Source organism: Rhodopirellula bahusiensis, assembly GCF_002727185.1.
Lineage (GTDB): Bacteria > Planctomycetota > Planctomycetia > Pirellulales > Pirellulaceae > Rhodopirellula > Rhodopirellula bahusiensis.
In genome coordinates this window covers 20605-44101 of sequence record NZ_NIZW01000026.1, presented here as the reverse complement: position 1 = coordinate 44101, position 23497 = coordinate 20605, and the positions used below count along the sequence as shown (strand labels likewise).

The following is a 23497-nucleotide window of genomic DNA, read 5'->3' as shown; positions in this document are numbered from 1 at the left end:
TCGATGGCCTCTTCACAAGACCCTTCGCATATCGGCTCGCCCGAGGAGGCTCGGTCGCATGATCAGTACCTCGCCGATGTGCTGGCGGAACTGACTGACAAGGTTAGCCAGGGCCAGGCTGTCGACTTCGCTGCCATTTGTGAGCAGCACCCAACACTTGCGAACGATTTGAAGCAATTGTGGGGAGCGGTGTTGGTCACCGACACGGCTGGCACGGCTTACGACGAAGCCCCCGTGCGGCCGGATGAACCTGACACTTCCGAAGACTCCTCGACTCGTTGGCGAAGCCTTCGGTTGCCAACCACCATCGGCGACTTTGATTTGCTGGAAGAAGTCGGCCGGGGCGGGATGGGAGTGGTCTTTCGAGCCCGCCAGAGATCGCTCGACCGAGAAGTCGCGATCAAGATGATCCTTCGTGGTCGCTTGGCCAGCGATGCGGATCTGCAACGCTTCATGGCCGAAGCTGCCGCGACGGCATCGCTGGATCACCCCAGCATCGTGCCGGTCTATGAAGTCGGTGACATCGAAGGCCGACCGTTCTTCAGCATGCAATTCATCGAGGGACAAACCTTGTCCCAACGTGTCGCATCCGGCCCGATGGCACCTCGCGAGGCGGCCCGCATGGTCGCTCAAATCGCTCGAGCCGTTTCGGTGGCTCATCAAGCCGGCATCCTGCACCGCGACATCAAACCGGGCAACATCCTGATCGCCGATGACGGACGTCCGATGATCACGGACTTTGGTTTGGCAAAGCAAGTCGGTGCGAAGATGGACCTGACTCGGACCGGGATGTTGGTCGGGACTCCCGCCTACATGTCGCCCGAACAAGCCGGTGGTCGTCGCGGTGACATCGGTCCCGCCAGCGATGTTTATTCGCTCGGCTGCGTGCTGTACTTCGCGTTGACCGGACGAGCTCCCTTCGTCGCGGAATCGCCGATGGAACTCGTGATGTTGGTCACCGAGCAAGACCCCACACCGCCGCGGGCACTTCGTCCAAGCTTGGATCGTGATTTGGAGATGATCACGATTCGTTGTTTGCAAAAACCAGCTGACTTGCGATACCCAACGGCGGAAGCACTCGCCAACGATATCGAAGCCTATCTCGCCGATGAACGGGTTGATGCTCGAAGCGGTCACTTCAACCAAGTCCTCGCACGAGTCTTTCGCGAAACGCATCATGCGGCCGTGCTGGAGAAATGGGGCCTGCTATGGATGTGGCATTCGTTGGTGCTGCTGGTCGCCAGTCTGATGACTTGGCAAATGGCACTGGTGGGAATCAACGAGCGATGGATTTATGTCGCAGTGTGGGTCATCGGATTGAGTGCTTGGGCGGCGGTGTTTTGGAAACTTCGCCAACGGATGGGACCGGTCACGTTCATTGAACGTCAGGTCGCCCATGTGTGGGGCGCCAGCCTGATCACGACAGCCATGTTGTTTCCACTGGAATGGTGGATCGGATTGGAACCTTTGCGATTGGCACCGATGCTGGGTGTGATCACCGCGATGGTGTTCCTCATCAAAGCCGGCATGTTGAGCGGAGCGTTCTACATCCAAACGGTGCTCTTGCTCGCAACCGCCGTCGCAATGGCTGTGTTCCCCTCCGCCGCCCATCTGATCTTCGGCATCGTCGCGGCAGGATGCTTCTTCGTCCCCGGTTACAAGTACGAACGCCAACGAGCACTGCTCGAGCAACGCTAACCCAATCAAAAAAACCGTAGCCGGATTCGCCAAGAATTCGGCCCCTCCATTCACAATGCGTTGGGTCAGCAAGGTAATCCGATCCCTCAATTCATAACCCGCAGCGTTAGCAAGGCCCCCCAACATCCGCTCCAGTTCTTGACGACTCCGACTACGTCATCTCGGTTTCCTCATCTCCCTTCGGCAAAGTCAAGCACGCCGCCGCAACGGCCAACATCGGGATGACCGGAGACCGCATTCTCGGATTGCTCCAATAGACACTGTGCACGACGGTCAACGTGACAACCATCGCGAAGACTGGCCAGGCGTTCGGGTGTCGCCACGAACGCCAGTGCTTGGCGATTCCCAACACGGCCAAGCACAACACTCCCGTCTGATAAATTCCGATCACAAGAATCACCAACATCGAACGATCGGGCGTGCGAGCGGGAAACGGATGCCAAAGGCTCGTCGCCCGAACGAGGCACGACCAAGCAAACATTGCAGGCCGATTCGAAATGGTGGACTTGGCCATTTCATAAGCAACTCGATCATCCGAAACCTCGTCGTCGCCCCTTTCTCGGGCTTCGTACTCAGCAAAGAATTCGGTCGGATCCCATGGCCTGCGTTCCCAAGGTTTCCATCCAATCGATGACTCGTTCAGGGAGTCATAAAATGAATCATTGTTAGCCAAAAGCAACGTGTACCCGCCATGCGTTGTCGCCCAAACCGGATGCCCAAGTTGCGATACATTCCGCAACGTCCAAAGACCAACAGTCGCAACGAGAATTAAACCCACAACGCCGACACGGGCTGCTCGCCGGATGCGACAAGTCGGACCGACGAAGAGCAACGCGGGTACCAACATCGCAGCCCAAACCAAGAACGTCGGCCGGCACAAAACCGTCAGCGATAGCAAACCGCCAAACACAACCGCGTTGATCATGGGCCGCCAAGGTGACAGATCACATGAGTTGGCAGGCGTCCCATCGTCAAACACTTTGTCGACAGGCCTGGGGTTCAGCCTCGCCACCCACCACCACCAAACCATCGCCGTCAACGCGGTAGCGATTGTCTCTGTCATCACGAGCGTCGACTGCCAAAGCAACATCGGGTCGATTGTCACCAAAGCCGCTGCGACATAGGCCGTTCGATCCGACCACCACCGGCGAGCAATGTCCCAGGTCAAACCAACCGTCAGCACGCCCAAGCAAACATGCAGCGCGGCGACCCAACGAGACCCCAAGTGCCCATCGGCGCCAACAAAGAATGAAAGCAACCACGGGTACAACGGAGGCCGAAACGCGGTCGGTGTCGCTTCGCCGCCCTCCCCCATCAAACCGAAGGTGCCGGTTTGGGCCAGCGTTTCCGCAATCACTCGATAGGCATCCGGATCCGCGTCGAGCGAATCCATCTTGGCAAGCACGATCGAACCTCGCACCAAGAATACGAGGATGATCCCACTGACCAACCACAGCCACCGACGATCAGGATGGGTCATACGCCAAGTTGGGTGACAACCAACGCTCAACTTCCGAAATCGGCCAACCCTTCCGAGTCGCATACGATTCGATTTGGTCTTTCGTCATCCGGTCGACCGTGAAGTACTTTGCGTCGGGATGCGAGAAGTACAAACCGCTGACGCTGGCGCCCGGTGACATCGCGTAGTTTTCGGTCAAATTAATACCGGTGTTCTTTTCGGCGTCCAACAAGTCAAACAAGGTTCGCTTCTCAGTGTGATCGGGACAGGCGGGATAGCCCGCTGCCGGTCGAATGCCACGGTACTTCTCTGCGATCATGTCGTCGCTGGACAGGTTCTCTTCCTTGCCGTATTGCCACTGCTCGCGAACTTGCTGGTGCAAGTATTCCGCAAAGGCTTCGGCACAACGATCGGCCACCGCAGAAGCGATGATCGAACTTTCGTCGTCGAGTTCCTTTTTAAATCGCATCGACAATTCCTCAGCGCCCAATCCAGCGGTCACGGCAAAGCCACCGAGGTAGTCATTGCGACCACTGTCGACGGGCGCGATGTAGTCGGCCAACGAACGGAAATCCTTCTGCCCGCGACGCTCCCATTGCTGACGCAAGCAATGGAATCGTGTGCGTTCTTCCATTCGCGACTCATCGGCGTAGACAATGATGTCATCGCCGTCCGATGCAGCCGGCCAGAAACCATACACACCTTTGGCCTGAATCAGTTTCTCACTGATGACTCGGTCGAGCATCGTGTTCGCTTTTTCGAACACCTCTTTGGCGATCGGTCCAACCGTTTCGTCTTGGAAGATCTTCGGGTACTTGCCCTTCAGCTCCCATGTCATGAAGTACGGCGACCAATCGATGTAGTCACGAAGCGTTGCCAGCGGGAAGTCATCGAGCACCTTCGTTCCAACGAACTCCGGCTGATCGATTCGAACTGAATCCCAATCCGTTTTGAATCGCTTCTCGAGGGCTTGTTCATAAGGAACCAAGGTCTGCTTGCGTTCGCGGAAGCTGCTGACCAGCTTCTCTTGTTCGCTGACATTGGCTTCCAAAAATGCAGCGCGAGAATCGTCACTGAGCAACTTTTCCACGACGCCAACACTGCGACTGGCATCCAAGACGTGCAGCACCGGACCATCGTAGGCTGGTGCGATACGAACCGCCGTGTGCTTGGCACTCGTCGTCGCACCGCCGACCAACAATGGCTTCTTCATCCCGATGCGTTTCATCTCTCGAGCGACATGAACCATCTCATCGAGGCTGGGCGTGATCAGCCCCGACAAACCGATCATGTCGGCATTGTGCTTGGCGGCTTCTTCCAGAATCTTTTCGCTGGAAACCATCACGCCCAGGTCGATCACTTCGTAGTTGTTGCACTGCAACACCACACCCACAATATTCTTGCCGATGTCGTGCACGTCGCCTTTAACCGTCGCGATCAAGAACTTGCCGCGGGCTTTGAAATCTTGCGTTCCGGCCTCGATCTTTTCCTGTTCCATGAACGGTTCGAGATAAGCGACCGCCTTCTTCATCACGCGTGCGGATTTGACGACCTGAGGCAAAAACATCTTGCCTTGACCAAATAAATCACCCACCACACTCATCCCAGCCATCAACGGACCTTCGATGATGTGCAAGCATTTGTCGTAGTGCTGGCGAGCCTCTTCGGTGTCTTCAACGATGTATTTGTCGATGCCTTTGATCAGAGCATGCTTCATCCGCTCTTCAATGGAGTTTTCTCGCCATGCCAAGTCTTCGCCAGACTTCTTCTTGCCGCTGCCTTTAACGGTCTCAGCGAATTCCAACATCCGATCCGTCGCATCGTCACGGCGATTCCAAAGCACATCTTCGACATGCTCGAGCAAGACCTTCGGGATCTCTTCGTAGACTTCCAACTGCCCCGCGTTGACGATCCCCATGTCCAAACCCGCCTTCACCGCGCGGTACAGAAACGCACTGTGGATGGCTTCGCGAACCGGGTCGTTACCGCGGAAGCTGAAGCTGATGTTGCTGACGCCGCCGCTGGTCTTCGCACCAGGACATTCTTTCTTGATCCGTTCAACCGCGTTGACGAAATCAACCGCGTAGTTGTTGTGCTCCTCCATCCCCGTCGCAACCGTCAGGATGTTGGGGTCAAAGATGATGTCTTCTGGCGGGAAGTGGGCTTGGTTGACTAATAAGTCGTAAGCTCGTTTGCAAATTCGGACCTTGTTGTCCTCGTCGGCTGCTTGGCCCTCTTCGTCAAACGCCATCACGACCGTCGCCGCACCATATTGGCGCACCAACCTCGCGCGACGCAGAAATTCTTCTTCGCCGTCTTTGAGAGAGATCGAGTTGACGATCGCTTTGCCTTGCACGTTTTGCAATCCAGCCTCGATGACTTCCCAGCGGCTGCTGTCGATCATCACTGGAACCGCGGCCACGACGGAGTCACCCGCGATCAAACGCAAGAATCGCGTCATGGCTTCGACGCCATCGAGCAACGCATCATCGAAGTTCACGTCGATGATCGTTGCACCGTTCTCGACTTGTTCGCGCGCAACCTCGACCGCTTCGTCGTACTCTTCGTTGCGAATCAAGCGAGCGAACTTGCGACTACCGGTCACGTTGGTGCGTTCACCGACCATCGTGAATGGGATCTCGGGCCGCATCACCATCGGCAACTGACCCGACAACCGAGTCCATACTGGACCGCCCTTGTCGTCCTGCTTGGGTTTGCAATTCTTGACCCGTTCCGTCATCGCACGGATGTGATCGGGAGTGGTTCCGCAACAACCACCAAGAATGTTGATCCAACCATTGTCAGCGTATTCACCGACGATCTCTGCCATTGGCTTGGGGTCCAAGTCAAACGCGCCCATCTCGTTGGGCAACCCAGCGTTCGGGTGGCAACTGATCGGCAGCCCGGTCGCTTTGGACATTTCCTCCACGTGCGGACGCATGATGTCTGGCCCGAGGGCACAGTTCATCCCGACCGACAACACGGGGAAGTGTGACAGTGCCGTGACAAAAGCTTCCACACTTTGACCGCTGACAAACGTTCGGCCGCCTTTGTCGAACGTCCCCGATACCATCACGGGAACCCGCCGGCCGCCTTCGTCAAAGTAACGCTGGATCGCGAACAAACACGACTTCAGGTTCAAAGTGTCGATGGCCGTTTCAGGCAGCAAGATATCCACGCCCGCTTCGCACAGCGATTTCACTTGGGCGTAGTAGCTGTCGGCCAGCTTGTCGAACGTGGTCGCTCGAAAAGCAGCGTCCTCCACATCGGTGCTGATGGCGAGCTGCATCGTCGTTGGCCCAATCGAACCAGCAACAAAGCGGGGTTTGTCGGGTGTCTTCTCGGTCCACTGATCGGCGGCTTTGCGAGCGCACGCGACCGCGGCAATGTTGATCTCGTCGACTAAATCCAACGGGAGGTCAAACTCGACCATCCCGATCGGCGACGCACCAAATGAGTTCGTTTCGACGATGTCGCTGCCCGACTCGTAGTACTTGGAGTGGATCTCGGTGATCTTCTCAGGATGAGTCAGGCACAAAATGTCCGAGAAGTTCTTCAGGTCTTTGTGATGGTCGGCAAACCGGTCACCGCGCACCGCTGCTTCGTCGAATTCCAACCGCTGGATCATCGTTCCCATCGCACCGTCGAGCATCAAAATGCGTTCACGGATGAGTTCGGCGAGAAGCTGATCAGTCGAAGAGGCTTGCAACATGGATGACCCAAAAGCAGGCGAAGGGATGAAAATCAAAAAGGGTTCGCAAAAGACGGCCTTTTCCGGCACCTTTGAACCGATATCTTCGTCGCCGGTCAACAAACGAGCAACCCGAACGGCAGAGACGAACGCAATTTTCAAGTGGGCGACGAGTGCATCCGTCGCTCGGTGGTCCACCACCGGGAAGAGCGCGGGATCGGCAGCGGCCCGTCAGGCACCATTTTGTTGTTCAAGCAGGACACACCAACCAGCCTTCAGGTTCCCTTGTTGGCGTTGCAAGATAGGATGTGGCTCGCGCGTGTTTTGCCACGCCGAACACCTTCCCCAAACCACATTTCTCTATAGAGAAAGCCATCATGTTGATCGATTCGCACCACCACCTTTGGGCCTACGATCCAGAAGAATATGGTTGGATCAGCGACGAGATGAGCGTTCTGCGCCAAGACTTCCTCGCCGCCCAACTTCGCGAGATTGCCGCCAAAAGTGGTGTCGACGGATTTGTCAGCGTACAAGCTCGCCAATTGATGCAGGAAACCGAGGATCTGCTGGCTATCGCTACGGCGGAACCCTTGATTCACGGCGTGGTGGGCTGGATTGGGCTGGCGGATTCTGACATCGAGTCCCAACTGGAATCGATCTCCGGGCGTCCCAAGCTGGTCGGCATGCGACACGTTGTCCAAGATGAACCGGACGATCGATTTCTCGATGGCAAAGAGTTCAATCACGGCGTCTCGCTGCTCGGCCAACACAACTTGGTCTATGACATTCTGATCTTCGCCAAACAGCTTCCCGCGGCAATCGATTTCGCGGACCGCCACGCGAGTTTGCCGATGGTGGTCGATCACATTGCCAAGCCAACGATCTCAGGTGGCAAGATGGATCCCCAGTGGGAACCTCACTTCAAAGAACTCGCCCGCCGCGAAAACCTGACCTGCAAATTCTCTGGCGTGGCCACCGAAGTTCGCGACGCGGAATGGAACATCGAAACCATTCGTCCGTACTGGGACATTGCTTTGGAAGCCTTCGGGCCGCAGCGTCTGATGTTCGGCAGTGACTGGCCCGTGTGCTTGCTCAGAACCGGCCACAAACAATGGCTGGACACTGTTCGTGAACTGGCATCCGAATTGAGCGACGACGAACAAGCCGCCTTCTTCGCCGGCAACGCGATCAAGGCCTATGGTTTGGACGCCTAAACATGTAGCCGGATTTGCCAAGAATTCGGACCGTGATTGGTGCGTCGCCGGATGCCATTGCCGAAGGGAACTCACGGCGGAGACCGCCGTGCTACAGGTTGCCCGCCGACATGGCTCGCCCATGCCCGTCCGAATTCTTGGCGAATTCGGCTACGGAGACATGTAGGCCATGTCTCACATGGCATCCGAACCGATGCTTTGGAACAAAGCGAGGCGAGCAAGCAACGCACGCCAGTGCATCGCTCATTTCATAACCCGCCGCGTTAGCAAGGCCGTCAAAACCCGACCCCTCAACCCGACATCTCGGGATTGAGGCTGGGGTCGTTGTACATCTTCATTTGGCGGTACGTCTTGTGACGTTTGTGGCCAGCGAAAATGTCATCGATCAACGTCTGCAACGACGCCGAAAGATCCGCGTGTTGGACTTGGCAAAGCAACCACCTCGCCTCCACCTTGGATCGGTGCCCGGCATCGACATCCTGCCGTTGCAACTGCTCGGCGTAATGGAACAAACGCAGCGACATGATCGACAACCGGTCAATCGCACTGCCGGGCGTCTCGGTGTTGATCGGAGCGTCCTCGGGAACCACGACATCCGATTGCTGGATGGATTCCGTGATCGCATCGTCCAGCTTTTCGATCCAATCGTTTCGCTGTTGATTCAGCCGATCGATGGAACGTTTGACTTCCGCGATTCGAGCGTCGGTCACTTTTGGATTGCGTGCGACGTCTTCTTCGTGCCACAACTCAAAATTGAAAGCGTGTTGCTGGCACACCCAACCCAGCCAACCCGAGTACGGGTTGGCCATGGGTTCATCGTGCCACCGGCGGACGCAATCGATCTGCAATTGCGTCCAGTCTTGGACCGAACCGGTGACCCTTGGAATGCGGCCTGAATCGTCAGCGGGGCCGCTCACCGGATCAAACTTCTTTTTCGTCGATCCAGTTCATCATGCGGCGAAGGCCGAGACCGATTTGCTCGACACCGTGCAGACGTTCGCGACGACGAGTTGCCTTGAAGAAAGGAGCACCCGCACGGTTTTCGCTGATCCACTTGCGAGCGAACTCGCCTTGTTGGATCTCTTCGAGAACCTTTTTCATTTCGGCTTTGGTTTCATCGGTGATGATGCGTGGGCCGGTGACGTAATCGCCGTACTCAGCGGTGTTGCTAATGCTGTATCGCATGTAGCTCAAGCCACCTTCGTACAACAAATCGACGATCAACTTCAGTTCGTGCATGCACTCGAAGTAAGCCATTTCAGGCTGATAACCAGCTTCGACCAACGTGTCGAAACCAGCTTTGACCAATTCGCTGACACCGCCGCACAAGACAACTTGTTCGCCGAACAAGTCGGTTTCGGTTTCTTCCGCGAAAGTGGTTTCGATGACACCACCGCGAGTTCCGCCGATGCCCTTGGCGTATGCCAAACCGATTTGCTTGGTGGTTTCCGAAGCACCTTCGCCCAGTGCGATCAACGCAGGAACGCCGCCGCCCTTTTCGTACTCGCTGCGGACCAAGTGGCCGGGGCCCTTGGGAGCGACCAGCAGAGTGTCGATGCCCTTGGGAGGATCGATTTGACCGAAGTGAATGTTGAAACCGTGCGAGCACATCAACACGTTGCCTTCGGACAGGTTGTCACGAATCGAATCGCGATAGATGTCGCCTTGAACTTCATCGGGAAGCAGCACGTTGATGACATCGGCTGCCTTGGTGGCTTCCGCGATCGACATGGGTTCGAACCCGTGCGAGACGGCCAAGTCGTAGTTTGCACTGCCGGGACGTTGGCCGATGATGACCTCGCAACCGCTATCACGCAGGTTTTGAGCTTGGGCGTGTCCTTGCGAACCGTAACCCAAGATCGCGACCTTCTTGCCTTTCAGGTGGGACAGGTCGGCGTCGTTTTCGTAGTAAATGGTGGCTGCCATCAAAAGTCACTCAGGGTGTGTGGGGAAAGATGATTTGGAAGGGATCGGTATCGAATCGGTGTTAGGCTTGGACGGTTTCGGCAGCGGGCTCGCTCGAGGTGACTTGCGAACCACTGCGAACCATCGCGATGCGGCCCGTGCGGACCAGTTCGACGATGCCATAGCGATCGATTCGTTCGATGAATGCCTGGACCTTGTTGGCTCGGCCGCTGATTTCGATCATCACTTCCCCTTCGCCGACATCGACGATTTGACCGCGGAAGATATCGACCAATTCGCGAATTTCGCTGCGGACGCCACCTGCGGGAGCCGTGACTTTGACCAACAGGAGGTCGCGTTCGACGTAATCGTTGGAGCTGATATCCAGCACACGCACGACCGTGACGATTTTCTCGAGTTGTTTGCGGACTTGGTCGAGGACTTGGTCGTCGCCGACAACGACAAACGTCATTCGCGATAGAGATGCGTCTTCGGTTTCACCGACAGCCAACGAATCAATGTTGTAGCCGCGGGAAGCGAGCATTCCGGAAATGTGTGCAAGCACTCCGGGCACGTTTTGGACGAGCGCCGAGAGCAAATGACGTTGGTTGGGACTGGCCATGGATGTGCCTGTGAGTCGCCATGTGAGAGCAAAAAAGATCGCCAATCGCGTCGAAGACGCGACAAATACAAGGGAAGGGTCGCGATCAAGAGCGACGCATGATAATTTTGGAGGTTGACGCTGCCAAGGGCTTCGGGCCAAACGCTGCAAACTCGCTGCTTGATCAGCCGTGACAGAGCGGTTCCAGCCTTCGAAAGTTCGCTGTCACTTCGCCGCGGAACACGAATCCGCAGGAAACAGCTCGTCTTTCGAACCTGCTGCTCCCGTTTTTGTCCCTCTTTCACCCACTTTCAGCCCTTTCTGATCCTGAGCGACCCGCCGCATGAGCTTTCGCATCGATTTGCCGGTCTATCGAGGCCCAATCGATCTGCTGCTGTACTTGGTTCGCCGCCAGGAATTGTCGCTGACGGAGATGTCGCTCGCCAAAGTGGTCGACCAATATGTCGCTCACCTGGACGTGCTTCAGGAGCTCGATTTGGGCGAAGTGGGCGATTTCCTGGAACTGGCCGCCACCTTGGTGGAAATGAAAAGCCAGGCGGTCCTGCCCAAAATCGAGGATGAATCCGCAGAAGAAGCCGTCGAGGACACCCACGAATCGCTGGTCGAACGACTGCTACAGTACAAAGAAATTCGCGATGCGGCGGCGGTGCTGGACGAAATGTCCGCTCGCTGGCAAACCCGATTTGAACGCGTCGCCGACGACCTCCCGACCCGTCGCAACGATCCAGCCGACCAACCGATCGTCGAGCTTGAAATCTGGGACTTGGTCAGCGCCTTCGGACGGATCATGCGTGAATCCGCTGGGCCGCCGGCCACCGAAGTCATCTACGACGACACCCCCATCCACGTATACATGCAAAAGATCCACATAGAACTGGCGGCTCAGCCCCGCGTTCCGCTGGTCGACTTGGTGCCCGCCGGGCAACACAAATCGGCCTACATCGGTTGGTTCCTCGCCATGCTGGAATTGACCCGGCACCACGGCGCAGCGGTCGACCAAAACGACCAAGGTGAAATCGAAGTCGTGAGGACCGAACGTTACTCAGACAATTTGAACGTCAACGAAGTCGACAACTACGGCACCGACTCGATCGACAACAGCAACATGCCGATCCGGATGCGTTGATGGTCGATAACATTCCGCTTCTCTCGCATGTCCACAACGGACTGACGATCGAGGGCTACTCGCGCGCCGCGGTGCAAACCTGCTGGCGAGTCAACGAACTCAAGCTGCTCTTCGATGTCGGGGTCCAGCCCTGGGACTTCATGGGCACGCCGACCATGTTCATCTCGCACGCGCACCTGGATCACATCGCTGCCCTTCCCGCGTACGTGTCCCGCCGCCGAATGATGAAGATGGATCCGCCGATCATCTACCTGCCCGATTCAGCGGTCGACATGGCGTGGAAGATGTTGCAAACCTTCCGCAGCCTCGATCGTGGCGCGATGCCGTGTGAGTTGATCGGATTGCTGGATGGCGACGAAACCAAGATCGGTCGTGAGTACGTTGTGAAATCCATGAACGTGCATCACACGATCGATGCACTCGGGTTCATCGTCTACCAACGTCGACACAAACTCAAACCCGAGTACCTGGACCTGCCCGGCGAAAAAATTCGCGACCTGAAGATGGCCGGCACCGAAATCACGACCGAGCAACGCGTGCCCGTGTTCGCTTACACCGGCGACACATCACCCAAGGGATTGGACAACAATCCCGAGTTCTATGAGTCCAAGATTCTGATCAGTGAACTCACGTTTGCTGCGCCCGAACATCGCCGATCGAAAATCCATAAGCATGGTCACATGCACGTGGATGACTATCGCGAACGAGCGGACAACTTCAAGAACGAATTGATCATCGGGTCTCACGCCAGCACGCGTTACACCGACGTCCAAATCCGACGCTTTGTCAAAAAAGCATTGCCCGGCATGCTGGACGACCGGTTGAAACTTTGGATCTAACATGACGTGCATTCCTCCCGGCGGCTGGCCGCAACCACAGTCGCTGTATGTGCACGTTCCGTTCTGTCGTCATCGTTGCGGTTACTGCAACTTCAGCGTGATCGCCGGTCGCGACGAGCTACAAGATCAATACATTGATGCCGTCGAGCGAGAACTCAAAGGCATCGACAACTCCTCGCGAGAGTTGCCGCTGCAAACAATCTTCTTGGGCGGTGGCACGCCAACGCGATTGTCAGCCACACATCTGCAACGACTGCATCGAGCGATCGCGGAGGCGTTCCCAATAGCCGAAGATGCTGAGATCACCGCGGAAGCCAACCCCGAAGACATCTCGCCCGAGTGCTTGGATGCTTTGCAAGCCATCGGCGTCAATCGGATCAGCCTCGGCGTTCAGTCGTTCAACGCCGAAAAATTGCGATGCCTCGAACGCGGCCATGACGAATCCATCGCACTCGATGCGATCGAAGCCGCTCACCAACGAGTCGGCAATGTCTCGATCGATCTGATCTTTGGTGCCCCGAACGAAACTCTCGCGACTTGGCAAAATGATTTGTCGATCGCCGCAGCCTCCTCGATCTCGCATGTCTCCACCTATGCCCTGACATTCGAAAAAGGCACCTCCTTCTGGTCACGGCGTTCACGCGGTGATTTGGCGGAAACGGATGAGACGCTCGAGTTGCAAATGTACGAAGCCGCTCAACAACAATTCTCAAGCGACGGTTGGCAGCAGTACGAGATCAGCAGCTTCGCCCGAGAATCCTTCCGATGCCAACACAACCTGGCCTACTGGGCAGGACGTGGCTGGCACGCCGTTGGTCCTGGAGCCGCACGCTTCGTCGACGGTCGACGCGAAGTCAATCATCGAAGCACGACAACGTATCTGAAACGCATGCTGGCCGGCGGACGTGCAACCGACGAAACCGAGACCATCACATTGGAACAGTACGCTCGTGAACTGGCCGCCTTCGGAGTCCGCCAGCTCGACGGGATCGAGCTTTCCATGGTTCGTGACCGCACTTCAATCAACCTGGAAACCTTGCTTGCCCAAACGCTGACCAAACTTCAATCGATGGAACTGGTCACGCACCAGAATCACCACCTGCAACTCACCCGTCGCGGCATCCTGTTCGCAGACACAGTCGCAACCGCTCTGCTGTCTGAGCCAGAGTAGAACCGCTGCCATCAACTGTTTGCGTCGTTGGGTTGCTTCGCGAAAAAGCTCGAAGTGAATGGGTAAAACTTCCGTGCCCTCGCTTCACACGATAAGCACGTGGGCAGGAACGATCGGGCAGAATTATGTGAGCCGTTTAGACGTTCGCCCCGGCTGTACCTGGCCGCAACGCAGCGCACGCGTAAGCAAGAAACGATGTTTCAGTCTCGGGCAAGTCACGCTGCTCGTTGAATGGGTTGATAGCCACGTGGTCCGCATCGAATCGTGTTGGTGCAAACACTGACGATAAGCCTTCAACAATCTGATCGTCTTTCGTGCAGCTTATCGAGCTCAACAGAGAAGACACACGAGAATACAAAACCTCGACACACCCCTCCTGCCACCCAGTCCTGGCCCCCTACCTAATGCACAAAGAGACGTGCATCTTCATGCGTCGTATGGGTCCATCATGAAAGTCGCCGCGCATCCAAATGCAGTTCATCAAAACTTCATCTATTACGGGTTGTCCGTTTGAAGTGTTAGAGGATCCTGCTTTGATACTCCGTCGTCAAAATCAACCACGACTTGTCTCAACTCTCACGACCCTGCCACAGTCTGTTTGTCGTTTCCCAAAAGCGACTCCAACTTTTCGTAAGAAATGATCGATTTCATTGTCCAGAACTTTCAGGTCGCGCATGTAGACGAGTGCAGTAGGTCTTCTGGTCCGGCTCCTTTGGTATGTGAGACGGCACCTACTGCTTGGCAAGCTTATCTCGCTATTTCAATCGGGCTTGATGCTTGACTAGCAACCTTGTGTTTTCAATGAATTAAAGAGGTAGATTGTGTTAAATAGATGTCGAGATAGGCATGGATTCACTCTCGTAGAACTACTCGTCGTGATCGCGATCATTGGAGTGTTGGTAGGTTTGCTGCTCCCTGCTGTTCAAGCAGCTCGCGAGGCCGCTCGCCGTATGAGTTGTGGGAACAATGTCAAACAGATTGGACTCGCACTTCACAACTATCACTCGGCATACAACCAACTGCCTGTGCAGCGTGGCGGCACCGATGGTGGTGGTTACCTGGGTGGTCACTACGCGAGTTCCAACATAGACAATCGGCTTCAACTGAGTTTCTTGGTGGGGCTGATGCCTTTCATCGAGCAAACCGCGCTGTGGGAACACATCAGCAACGGCGATCCAACTCTTCCGGTTGCACCGAACTTCTACCCACCCATGGGGCCAACGCCAAATCGTGCAACATTTGTCCCTTGGGTGACTGAGATACCAGCGTTCCGCTGCCCCAGCGATCCGGGAACGGGTTTGCCGGCGAACGGAAGAACGAACTATGCCGCATGCATGGGCGATGCAATTGAAAAAGGCAACTCAGGAGCCTACGACTGGGATATGACACCGCCCAATAGCTCGCGCATCGAAAGACTACGTGCGTCTCAGCGAGGGATGTTTGTACCGATGGAAAGCACCAAGTTTCGCGACGTTCTCGACGGGCTATCCAACACGCTCATGTGTGGTGAAATCCCGACCGACATGGGGGACAACGATATTCGCACGCAGCCTCACATTGGCAATAAAGCTTGGGCCGCTGTCATGAACAACCCAAGCTATTGCGAACAGTTCCGTGATCCTGAACGCCCTCAGTTCTGGGACCCCAATGTGAGCAGCGATCTGCAAAACGCGTCCGCTGCCGACCGGGCACGAGGGTTCCAATGGGCGTCGGGTTTCTTGCTCCACACTGGCTTTCAAACAATCCTGCCTCCCAACCGTGAGTTCTGCGTCGACAACAACCAAAGCCCGAACTCGCTGAAGTCCGTGCAAATGGAAGTCTTGGCTCCTGCCGGCAGTCGCCACCTAGGCGGAGCCCACGTATTGATGGGTGACGGAGCGGTGAAGTTCATCACCGACTCCATTGACGCCGGCAACCAAACCGCCAAAACCGTTCGTGCCATCAACGCAGCACCATCCAACGCGGGTGCAAGGAGTCCATTCGGTCTGTGGGGATCCCTTGGGACTCGTGCGTCCGGAGAAGTCATCGACTCCGAGTTTTAGACCTCCGAAATAAATCAACGATTCATGCTGGATGCCTTCGTGAGTATCCAGCCCTATTGGCTGTGGTGATTGCTGCTGAATGCCTTGCCGATCGGCAAGGCAATTCAAAGCGAACGAGCGGCACACAGCCACCCAACATCTTCACATCCCCACCACTGCGCAACGCTAAACAGCTTGCGCACTCAACACTAGGAATTCCAATGCTAAGGTTCGCAATCTGCGGAGTCATTGCTTGCACACTATTCGTCCCTGCTATCGGTTGCAGCGGAAGTTCAGAACCCGAGGTCATCATGGACCTGCAAACAGCCGCCGACATTCAGGCCGAGCGTGATGCTCGTGACAAAAAGTCAGCTGAACAGGCTGCAAAGGAAGCGAAATCGGCACCCAAACAACGATGATGGATCGAAGCGAAATGCTCGGCATTCTGATGCAAGAAAGGACCAAACAAGTCGCGCTTGCTTGGTCGATCTTGCGTCAGTCACAGCTCGCCGAAGATGCTTACCAGGACATGCTGGTGAAGGTCTTCGAGAATGAAAGCGTCTTTGAAGGCCCCCGTCATCTTCGCGACTGGTCCTGGAAAGTTCTCCGTCGCCGCTGCTATGAGTTCATCCGCCGACAAAATTATCGACCATCTCTCCTCGATGAGTCAATTTTGGATTTAGTGGACGCAGATCTCGAATGTCGCGATGCCGATGAAATTAACTTGCGTGTCGATGCACTTCACCAATGCCTCGCAAACCTAACGGTTCACTGCCGCGACGTAGTTCGGCTTCGATTCTCTGAAGGATTGAGCGGCATTGAAGTAGCGGAAAAACTGGGGCGTACCCCGGACACAATTTATAAAACGTTGCACCGAATTTACAGCACGTTGGGCGAATGTGTTCAAGACCGGTTGGGTGCGTGGAACGCGGAGACATCCCACTATGACAGAAGAAGAATTTCAACATCTGACAACACGCTATCTCGAGGGTGTACTCAATGAGGATGAACTCGAAGAACTCGGCTATGAACTAAGCTGTTGTCCGGAACGAGTGAAGCAATTCAACGATGTTCGATTGCTGACAGGTTTGATCCACGAACATGGCCAGAATGCTCGCAATCCTGAGGTTCAATTGGAATCCGCTGCTGCGATCGCATCACCCGGTTGGACGAAATCGAGATGGATATTCCTTGCCGCCCAAGCGGGCTTGGCAGCGTCGATCCTGCTCGCGATCGTGCTTGCGCCTCGTTTCTTTGCTGCGTCACCAGTCGCGACGTTGATTTCAGGAGAGAACGCTTCCTGGGAAAGTGCTCTCCCCACTACCACCGGATCAGACCTTGCCGCAGGTCTTCTGGATTTGAAGACAGGAATGGCAACGATCCAGTTCCGATCCGGCGTTGACGTTTCGATCCAAGGACCAGCCCGACTGGAACTGATTACACCGATGCGGGGAAGAATCCTGTCCGGTAGGGCGAGGATCGATGTACCAAAGTCCGCCATCGGGTTCATCATGGAAACTCCAAACGGCTATGCGGTTGACCACGGTACTGAGTTCTCAGTGAGCGTTGATCCGTCCAGTGATCGTTCCAGTTTCAAAGTCCTTGACGGTGAAATTTCTGTCTACGTTTCCTCAACCGGCGAAAACGCTCGGTTGCGCGGCGTTGGCAAGGCGATCACGGTTGAGTCAAACGCACTTGTCGAAGGAAAACCGATCGAGCCTGAACTTGGCCCTGCTCCTGGCCCCCAAACGCTGATTGTCGGCACTGGCGGTCGTGAAGGCACTGCGATCCGTAATGACAGACGCGAGTTCATCCAGCCGAAATACTTAACTGTCAACCGGCTGATGAAGAAGCAATGGGATCGACGGTCATTCTTTGCCTTCGATCTCTCCAACGTCAACTTCGATGAGGTCGATTCGGTGCTGCTTCGGCTCAACCTTGTCCCCTTTCCCTACGGTCTATTCAGCAGCCTACCGGAATTGAATCGATATGCGGTCTACGGAATCACGAACCCGGAAAAGGTTGGCTGGAACGTTGAATGTCGTTGGCAAGACTCTCCCAGTCCCGACGACGGTGTGATCCTCGGAACGTTTGACGTGCCGCGTAGTCAACAAAACGGAAGCTTTGAGATCAGCAACCAAAGGTTGTTGGAATTTCTCAAAGAACGGAAAGATACCGAAGTGACTTTTGTCATCGAACGGCAGAACCTACCGATCAGGACCAACGACGTCCCATGCCATGCCTTTGCTGGCGTTCCGCATCCCGAAGCCAGCGAACCGAAACTCGAATTCACACTCAAGAAATAGCACTCGCAGGTGGGTTGCAAGACTCACGGTCTATCGATCGCCATCAACCATCCGACCCATTCTCGGAAACCTAACCTAGTGATTTCAAAACACACCATCGCCATCTCATTGGCCATCTGCTGCTTCTACGCTTCCATAGCGGACGCCCAACAAAAACGCCCCAACGTCTTGATGATTTGCATTGATGACATGAATGACTGGTGCGGTTTCCTGGGCGGTCACCCTGAAGCAAAGACACCGCACATGGACAGGCTGGCGGCGAAAGGCGTTACGTTCACCAACGCACATTGCACCGCGCCGGGATGCTCTCCCAGTCGCAACGCGTTACTCCTGGGAGTCGAGCCCCATAAATCGGGGCTTTATCCGTTTTACAAACTTAAAAAAGTCGATCGGAAGGTGCTCGATCGCTACACAAACCTTCCCCGTCATTTCAAAGAAAACGGTTACACCACCTGTGGCGTGACCAAGGTGTTTCACAACCCTGACAACACCTATGAAGAAGACGAAACCTGGGACGAATACGCTTCCTTCGGCGATATCAAAATCAAAGGGGCCGAGGGAAAAGGGTTCATGGCGGACAACAAAGAAAGGAAGAATCGATATTTGAGAGTTTGCGCGGCAACCAACCCGCTCGACCATTTTGTTGACTACCGGACTGCTTCCCATGCGGTCAGCTTCCTGCAGAAGCAGCACGAAAAACCCTTCTTTCTCGCCGTTGGGTTCATTCGTCCTCACATCGAATTCATCACACCGGAAGAAAACTACGACCGCTTCCCCGACGAGATTGCACCACCGCCAATGACGCAGTCTGACCTGGAAGACATTCCCGCGGTTGGCCAGTCGATGGCATTCCAATCCGTCGTCGACCGTTTTGAGCAGCATGACTGTTGGAACGAAGTTCGCCGTGGTTATCTGTCGTGCATTTCTTTTACCGATGACAATATCGGTCGCGTGATGACAGCGCTCGAAGAAAGCACGTACCTCGACAATACCATCGTGGTTCTCTGGTCGGACCACGGATTCCACCTCGGTGAAAAAAGGTCCTACACCAAATTTTCACTGTGGGAAGAATCCACCAGGGTCCCGTTCATCATCTGGGATCCGCGAGGCCAGGATGGCAACGGGAAACGATGTTCGGAACCGGTTGGACTCATCAATGTTTATCGAACATTGTGCGACCTAACCGGCCTTACACCACCGGAATACGTGGACGGAATCAGTTTGGTGCCGTGGTTGAAAGACCCCAAAAAACCTATCGACCGACCGGCGATGACCACTTGGGGGCGTGGCAACTACACCTTGCGAACGAAGAACTGGCGCTACACCCGCTATTTCGACGGCACTGAAGAACTCTACGACCACACAAGAGATCCCAATGAATGGACCAATCTAGCGAGCAACCCAGAACACGAACCAATGAAGCGTGACCTTGCCGAAAAATGGCTACCGAAGTCGGAGGCGCCGAAAGTGCTTTCCGGCAAAGCGTTGGACAATGTCAGGGACGCAGACTCCCCCAATCGCAACCTAACCAACAGATAAACCATGATGCCTCTACTCAAAACAGCCGCGTGGAAACGATGGCTGTTGCTGGTGCTCGTTGCTTTCGCCGCCTATCCGGTCCAGGCCAAGCAAAAAAACGTGTTGTTCATTGCGGTGGACGATCTCAAACCGCTGCTGAATTGCTACGGACACGAACACGTTCACTCACCCAACATCGATGCGCTTGCCGCATCCGGAATGGTCTTCCAAAACGCACACTGCCAACAGGCGCTGTGCGGCCCATCTCGCATGAGCCTACTGACCGGTTACTATCCCGACACGCTCGGCATATATGGAATGGGCCCGGAACGATACAGGTTTCGTCCGCGATTTCCTGACCTGGTCACACTGCCACAGCACTTCAAAAACAATGGCTATGTGACCATTGGGACCGGTAAAATATTCGACCCGCGCAATCTGGACGGCGATTGGAACGGACCCCAGGACGCGGCGTCTTGGACTCATTTCTTCGGACGAAATCCCTACAACGCGAACATCGGTGGGCCGATCATCAGCGGTCGCTATCACAACCCCGCCTTGAAGGATCTCGTTGCAGAGCTGAAGAAGAAAGGTTCCGCATTGGGTCTGACGGACAAAAAGCTGCAGCAATACGTACGCGATCACGGCGGTGGTCCGGCTGTGGAATGCTATGACGTTCCCGACGACGCCTACCAAGACGGTGCGATCGCCAATCGCGGGATCGAACAACTGGAAGCGCTCAAGAACTCGAGCAGGCCATTCTTTCTGGCGATCGGTTTTGTCAAACCGCACCTTCCCTTTGTCGCTCCGAAAAAGTACTGGGATCTCTACGATCGCGAGACACTCGAACTCGCTGCCCACCAGCGATATCCACAAAACTCGCCGAAATGTGCCGAAACCGAATACGTAGAAGCCCGCACCTACAGCGGCGTGCCAACGACCGGCCCCATCTCACCGCCCACCCAAAGAGAACTCATCCACGGCTATCTCGCCTGCGTGTCCTATGTCGACGCTCAGATCGGTCGAGTGATAGCCAAGCTCAAAGAGACCGGTATGCAGGAAGATACGATCATCGTGCTTTGGGGTGATCACGGATTCCACCTCGGCGACAAGCAACTTTGGGGCAAACACACCAACTACGAGCAATCGACTCGAACTCCATTGATCATCGCAAGCCCAGACCTTCCTGGTGCTGGCACCAACCGATCGCCAGTCAATCTCATTGACATCTTTCCAACGCTCTGCGAATTGACCGACCTGGAAACGCCAACCGGGACCGAAGGAAAAAGTCTCGCTCCCATTCTGCAGCACAGTCGAGACTCAGTAAACGAATTCGCCGCGACGATCTTCCCTCACGACAAACACTGGGGAGTCGCGATTCGCACAGAACGTTATCGATACATCGCGTGGTACAAAGGCATGATGACTAAGAAACGCAGCGGAGCACGACTCAAACAAAAACCACAGTTCACCGAACTGTACGACTACCAATCCGATCCGCTCGAGCAAACGAATCTGTCGGGGAACCCTTCCTACAAAGAAATCGAAAAGAAACTCGGCAACATGAACCAAGCGCACGTCGCAGCCACTCAGTACCGACAATTCTCGAACTAAACACGTCGGCAGGAACGATCGGGCACAATCATGTGAGCCGTTTGGGTGTTAGCCCGCGGTTGCACGTGGCAGCATTGGCATCTACCGAAACAGTCCAAATACCAAAGGACTCCTGCCAACCTGCCTATCTACTCGTTGGTCCAAAGAAGCTCATGGTACCTGTCGCCAACGGCAGGTCGCTCGCGGGAAACGTTCCATCCGCCACGCTACGATGCGGCGTCCCGGTTGGCGAGTCTGGTATGCGTCCCGCAAAGAAGAACCCGTAGCTTCGCAGCGTGTCCCAGTCGTCGGAATGGACAAAGAGATGGGTGGGAATCAACTTTTGATAGTCGGTCCTTCCTTCCTGATTCACGGCTTCATTGTGGGCTTTTGCGGCCGCGAATCGCCGATGCAGATCAGCGCGAGCTTCATCGATTTCGGCGTACGTGTAGATCGGTGAAGATGGGTTCTCTCCGCCAATTCGCAGGCTGGTGCGAGTGAAACCGTAGGTTTCTCCAAGCAATTCGAAGAGCTGCAGAATTCTTTCGGGTCCAAAGTGAGCCAGACCGTACAGCTTGTCTTGACGGGCCGGTCCGTGGAAATGGTCGTCCATGTAGTAGAGCTGTCCCTTTTTGCTTCGACCGCCCTCTCCCTCGATCACTCCGGCTAAGAAATTAGGATTGCGAATCGCGTCTCGTAGGAGCTGTGGATCACCTGGGTTTCCGCCTGGCAGCGAATGGTTCCAAAAGTCCCAAGGAGCTTTGACCTTTCGTTTATCGGGTTCTCCATCCGTGTTCCCCAATTGCATACGAAGCTCGGGAACCGCCAAGAGCCGTTCCACGACAGCTTTGTATTTCGCATGGCGCACCTCCGAGCGAATTCCGGTTACTTGGTCAGTGTTCAGTGGCTTGCCGTCGGCCCAGACCCACCCCAAGAAACGAGACAGATCGGCTTGTTGCTGGGCTGTGAGGTCGCCGTACTCACCGGCCGGAGCCGTTCCAGCCATCACAACGGACGCAAACAAGACACAAGCAAGGCACCTTGCCCCTAGGTCTAGAACAGCGATCTTCAAGACAAGGAAACTTCGCATTCCATAACCATCACGGATGTGCGTCAAATACAAAATCGGCTCCCGCATTCTAGCAATACTTACCTGCGACGAACCACACTCGACAGGCTTGCAAACTTATAAGAATAGCAGTTTGAAAGCTAACTGGCTGTTAATTTAGTCGCATACCGAATGACAACAATTAGCCGATGGGCGTTAGCCCCGGTTGGCGTCTGCTCAACCGCCGCCAACTCGGTACGGCTCATTAGATCAACGGCCTGCTACCCCCTAAATGAGCCAGGCATTCCAAACGAGGTGAACTTCCGCATCTTTGCTTGACTCACTGGAAGTTCAGTGAGATCGTTGCTTTGAATCTGGAAAATAGCTTGAAAGAGAACGCTGCCTGACAGAACAATGGGGGCCAATTGTTCTACTCTGTGGGAGCGGCGTTCAACTCTGTTTGCGTTTGCGATACTCCGTCGGCGACATCTTCATGATCCGCTGAAAACTGCGACTGAAGTGTGCGTGGTCATAGAAACCGCAACTTTGCGCGATCTTGGTCACACGCTCGTCCGTTTCTCGCAACCATCGCGCCGCGTTCTCCACTCGAACGCGGATCAAATACTGTCGTGGTGAAGCACCAAACGCCAATCGGAATCGCCGCTCAAAATGGCTTGCCGACAACCCCGCCATCTCAGCCAAGTGCCCCGTCGGAATGTCTTCGCGATAGTGAGCGTGGATGTACTGCATCACTTTTTCCAACGAGTCCGCGCTGCCCGATTGCATCCGCTCGACTTGACGTGAAAAACCCGCGACGCCGATCACACGTCCACGACGATCCTTCAGCGGAATCTTGCTGGTCGTGACCAACCGCGGCGACCCCGCTTCTTCGGGCGCACTTTCGATTCGGTTGATGATCGCTTCCTTCGATTCCATCACCTGCAAATCGTCTTCGCGGTATTCGTCCGCCCGTGTCTTCGGAAAGAAGTCGTGATCGGTCTTTCCGATTGCTTCCGACTCAGACAACACGCCGCAGTACTCACAGCCGCGGCGATTGAGCGCCATGAACCTTCCCTCGCGATCTTTGACGAAGAACGACACATCGGGCATCCAATCGAACAGCTTCAAAATCTCCTGTCCGGGAGCCAAACGAGCGAAAAACGCTTGTCTATTGAGTGTCTTTTTCATGCTGCTTTTTTACACAAGAATAATCGCTTCATGCAAGACAACCAGCGTTCTCCCAGCGAAACTGGTCTTCGAATCAATCATTCCCGAGCGGGGCCACG

Annotated in this window: 17 protein-coding genes; 10 read left to right on the top strand and 7 right to left on the bottom strand. The window is 55.3% G+C overall.

Annotated elements, in window-relative coordinates; genetic code table 11:
* Nucleotides 1-3: 3 nt before the first annotated feature.
* Entirely contained in the window at nt 4-1698 is a 1695-nt protein-coding gene (locus CEE69_RS25665) for a serine/threonine-protein kinase (protein WP_099263458.1), read from the top strand.
* A gap of 151 nt (nt 1699-1849) precedes the next feature.
* On the opposite strand, the gene CEE69_RS25660 is transcribed toward CEE69_RS25665, so the two are convergent.
* Nucleotides 1850-3178, bottom strand: coding sequence for an ArnT family glycosyltransferase (locus tag CEE69_RS25660; protein ID WP_099263457.1), 1329 nt, complete (start codon nt 3176-3178; stop codon nt 1850-1852).
* Nucleotides 3165-6869: a methionine synthase gene (gene metH, locus CEE69_RS25655; protein ID WP_099263456.1), complete on the bottom strand. Its 3705-nt coding sequence runs from the start codon at nt 6867-6869 to the stop codon at nt 3165-3167. Before metH ends, CEE69_RS25660 begins: the two co-directional genes overlap by 14 nt.
* Nucleotides 6870-7225: 356 nt before the next feature.
* Here metH and CEE69_RS25650 point away from each other — a divergent pair, with 356 nt between their 5' ends.
* Nucleotides 7226-8062 (top strand): amidohydrolase family protein, encoded by an 837-nt coding sequence (locus CEE69_RS25650; RefSeq protein WP_099263455.1) that lies wholly within the window; start codon nt 7226-7228, stop codon nt 8060-8062.
* 290 nt (nt 8063-8352) lie between these two features.
* On the opposite strand, the gene CEE69_RS25645 is transcribed toward CEE69_RS25650, so the two are convergent.
* The 3 genes from CEE69_RS25645 to ilvN all read right to left on the bottom strand — a co-directional run bounded on the left by CEE69_RS25645 (nt 8353) and on the right by ilvN (nt 10589).
* Complete coding sequence (locus CEE69_RS25645) at nt 8353-8979, bottom strand: DUF4254 domain-containing protein (protein WP_099263454.1); 627 nt, start codon at nt 8977-8979, stop codon at nt 8353-8355.
* Nucleotides 8980-8983: 4 nt separating this feature from the next.
* Nucleotides 8984-9988 (bottom strand): ketol-acid reductoisomerase, encoded by a 1005-nt coding sequence (gene ilvC / locus CEE69_RS25640; protein WP_099263453.1) that lies wholly within the window; start codon nt 9986-9988, stop codon nt 8984-8986.
* Between the two features lie 61 nt (nt 9989-10049).
* Complete coding sequence (gene ilvN / locus CEE69_RS25635; RefSeq protein ID WP_199169946.1) at nt 10050-10589, bottom strand: acetolactate synthase small subunit; 540 nt, start codon at nt 10587-10589, stop codon at nt 10050-10052.
* A gap of 322 nt (nt 10590-10911) precedes the next feature.
* Between ilvN and CEE69_RS25630 the strand changes: the two genes are divergently transcribed.
* From CEE69_RS25630 to CEE69_RS25590, 8 genes are all read left to right on the top strand, one after another.
* Nucleotides 10912-11715: a segregation and condensation protein A gene (locus tag CEE69_RS25630; RefSeq protein WP_099263451.1), complete on the top strand. Its 804-nt coding sequence runs from the start codon at nt 10912-10914 to the stop codon at nt 11713-11715.
* Nucleotides 11715-12554, top strand: coding sequence for an MBL fold metallo-hydrolase (locus tag CEE69_RS25625; RefSeq protein WP_099263450.1), 840 nt, complete (start codon nt 11715-11717; stop codon nt 12552-12554). Before CEE69_RS25630 ends, CEE69_RS25625 begins: the two co-directional genes overlap by 1 nt.
* Nucleotide 12555: 1 nt before the next feature.
* Complete coding sequence (gene hemW / locus CEE69_RS25620) at nt 12556-13725, top strand: radical SAM family heme chaperone HemW (RefSeq protein WP_099263449.1); 1170 nt, start codon at nt 12556-12558, stop codon at nt 13723-13725.
* Between the two features lie 821 nt (nt 13726-14546).
* The gene (locus CEE69_RS25615) at nt 14547-15767 is read left to right on the top strand and encodes a DUF1559 domain-containing protein (protein ID WP_099263448.1); all 1221 of its coding nucleotides are present in this window, start codon (nt 14547-14549) and stop codon (nt 15765-15767) included.
* A 412-nt stretch (nt 15768-16179) separates the two neighbouring features.
* Nucleotides 16180-16749, top strand: a complete 570-nt coding sequence (locus CEE69_RS25605) for an RNA polymerase sigma factor (protein WP_233215637.1) — start codon at nt 16180-16182, stop codon at nt 16747-16749.
* On the top strand, nt 16691-18052 hold the full coding sequence (locus tag CEE69_RS25600; RefSeq protein WP_099263445.1) for a FecR domain-containing protein: 1362 nt from the start codon (nt 16691-16693) through the stop codon (nt 18050-18052). Before CEE69_RS25605 ends, CEE69_RS25600 begins: the two co-directional genes overlap by 59 nt.
* A 78-nt stretch (nt 18053-18130) precedes the next feature.
* Nucleotides 18131-19591: a sulfatase gene (locus CEE69_RS25595; RefSeq protein ID WP_099263444.1), complete on the top strand. Its 1461-nt coding sequence runs from the start codon at nt 18131-18133 to the stop codon at nt 19589-19591.
* Between the two features lie 3 nt (nt 19592-19594).
* On the top strand, nt 19595-21184 hold the full coding sequence (locus tag CEE69_RS25590; RefSeq protein WP_099263443.1) for a sulfatase: 1590 nt from the start codon (nt 19595-19597) through the stop codon (nt 21182-21184).
* 124 nt (nt 21185-21308) lie between these two features.
* On the opposite strand, the gene CEE69_RS25585 is transcribed toward CEE69_RS25590, so the two are convergent.
* Both CEE69_RS25585 and CEE69_RS25575 read right to left on the bottom strand, forming a co-directional pair.
* Complete coding sequence (locus CEE69_RS25585) at nt 21309-22253, bottom strand: hypothetical protein (protein ID WP_233215636.1); 945 nt, start codon at nt 22251-22253, stop codon at nt 21309-21311.
* Between the two features lie 408 nt (nt 22254-22661).
* Nucleotides 22662-23399, bottom strand: a complete 738-nt coding sequence (locus CEE69_RS25575) for an AraC family transcriptional regulator (protein ID WP_099263441.1) — start codon at nt 23397-23399, stop codon at nt 22662-22664.
* Nucleotides 23400-23497 lie beyond the last annotated feature (98 nt).